Annotated in this window: 1 protein-coding gene; it reads left to right on the forward strand. The window is 76.3% G+C overall.

What is annotated here, in order from left to right; genetic code table 11:
• Positions 1-204 precede the first annotated feature (204 nt).
• A partial coding sequence (locus tag AB0J52_RS39075; protein ID WP_500188121.1) for a hypothetical protein occupies positions 205-1753 on the forward strand: 1549 nt, incomplete at its 3' end.

The following is a 1753-nucleotide window of genomic DNA, read 5'->3' on the forward strand; positions in this document are numbered from 1 at the left end:
CCCCGGCCGCCGTCCTCCGCGGCGGCCTCGTTCACGGCAGTCGCCCCCACCGCCGCACCCCCGTCCGGGGCGGACGCCCGCCGCTCCGGCGCGGCGTCTCCCGTCCCCATGGCTCGTCGCATGTTCACATCCTGTCCTAAAGGTGCCACTACCCTGGACGTCATGGGGCTATCGGGGGCGAGACTCCGCACACCGCGACCGGGCATGGCCGCTGTCCTGCTGGTTCTCGCCGCGATGGGCCTCCTCCTCGGAGCGCCCGCGCGATCGGCGCAGGCAGCGCAGGCGGGCCCGGTATCGAGCGCCCCCTCGAACACGGCCTCGAACAGCGGCCGGGCCGCTCCCGGCGGACGCGTCGTCCTCATGGGCGTGGACGGCCTGATGTGGACGGACGTGACCGAGCGCGGCACCCCGACGCTCTGGCGGCTGACCGCCCAGGGCGGGGCCGCGGCCATGACCGTCCGGACGACCAAGCCGAACACCTGCCCCACCGACGGCTGGCTGACGGTCTCGGCCGGGCAGCGGTCGGTGCTGAAGGACGCCGACTGCGTCCTGCCGTCCAATCCGGTGCTGCCCGGCAGTGCGGTGCCGGCCGGGTCGCCCGCTCCGGCGCAGGGCGGCGCGCTCGCCCCGGGCTGGCCGAAGATCGTCAAGGACAACGCGCGCTCGTCCTACCACGCCAAGCCGGGGCTCCTCGGTGACACCGCCCACCAGGACGGGGTCTGCACGACCGCCGTCGGGCCCGGCGCCGTCTTCGGCCTCGCCGACCGCAGCGGCCGCGTCGACCACTACGTCGACCGCGTCGACCGCGCGTCCCCGGCCGACTGGGCGCGCTGCCCGCTGACCGCCGTCGAGATCGACGACGTCTTCCGCGTCTACCTCGCCGCCGGGGTGGACGCGAAGGGCGCGCAGGTGCCGGTCGGGCGGACCGACCGGGCACGCGCCGCGGCGGCCGCCGACCGTCGGGTCGCCCAGGTGCTCGCGGCCGTCCCGGCGGGCACGACCGTGCTGGTCGCGGGCCTCTCCGACAACGGGCCGAAGCCGCACCTGCGGGTCGCGCTCGCGAGCGGGCCGGGCTTCACCGGGTCGTCCTACCTGTACTCGGACGCGACGCGGCAGAAGGCGCTGGTCACGCTGACCGACGTCACGTCCACGATCATGCGGGCGCTGGTGCTGCGGGAGCCGTCCGACGCGGTCGGCTCGCCGTTCCGCACCCGGGCGACCGGCGACTCCACCGCCCGCAAGGTGGACACGCTGAGGGCCGAGGAGGTCGCCGGGCAGGCGATCCGGCGGGTCCAGGGCGGCTTCCTGTCCACGCTCGCCGGGATCCAGATCGTTCTGTTCCTCCTCGCGGGGCTGGCGCTGCGGCGGCGCTGGGGCGGCGCGCCCGCCCGCCGCCGGATCCTCGCCGGCACGCGGGTGCTCGCCCTGTTCGGGGGCGCGGTGCCCGGCGCGGCCTTCCTCGCGGGGCTCGTCCCGTGGTGGAAGTCCCCGCACACGACCCCGGTGCTGATCGGCACGGTCGTCCTGATCGCCGCGGCGATGACCGCGGCGGCGCTCGGCGGCCCGTGGCGGCGGTCGGTGACCGGGCCGGGCCTGGTCGTCGCGGGCGTCACCGCCGCCGCGCTCGGCCTGGACGTCATGACCGGCTCCGGCCTGCAGATGAACTCCTTCCTCGGCTACACCGCCGTCGTCGCCGGACGCTTCTACGGGTTCGGCAACCAGGCGTTCGCGCTGTTCGCGGCCGCCGCGGTGC

It is taken from the genome of Spirillospora sp. NPDC049652, assembly GCF_040675125.1.
Classification (GTDB): domain Bacteria; phylum Actinomycetota; class Actinomycetes; order Streptosporangiales; family Streptosporangiaceae; genus Spirillospora.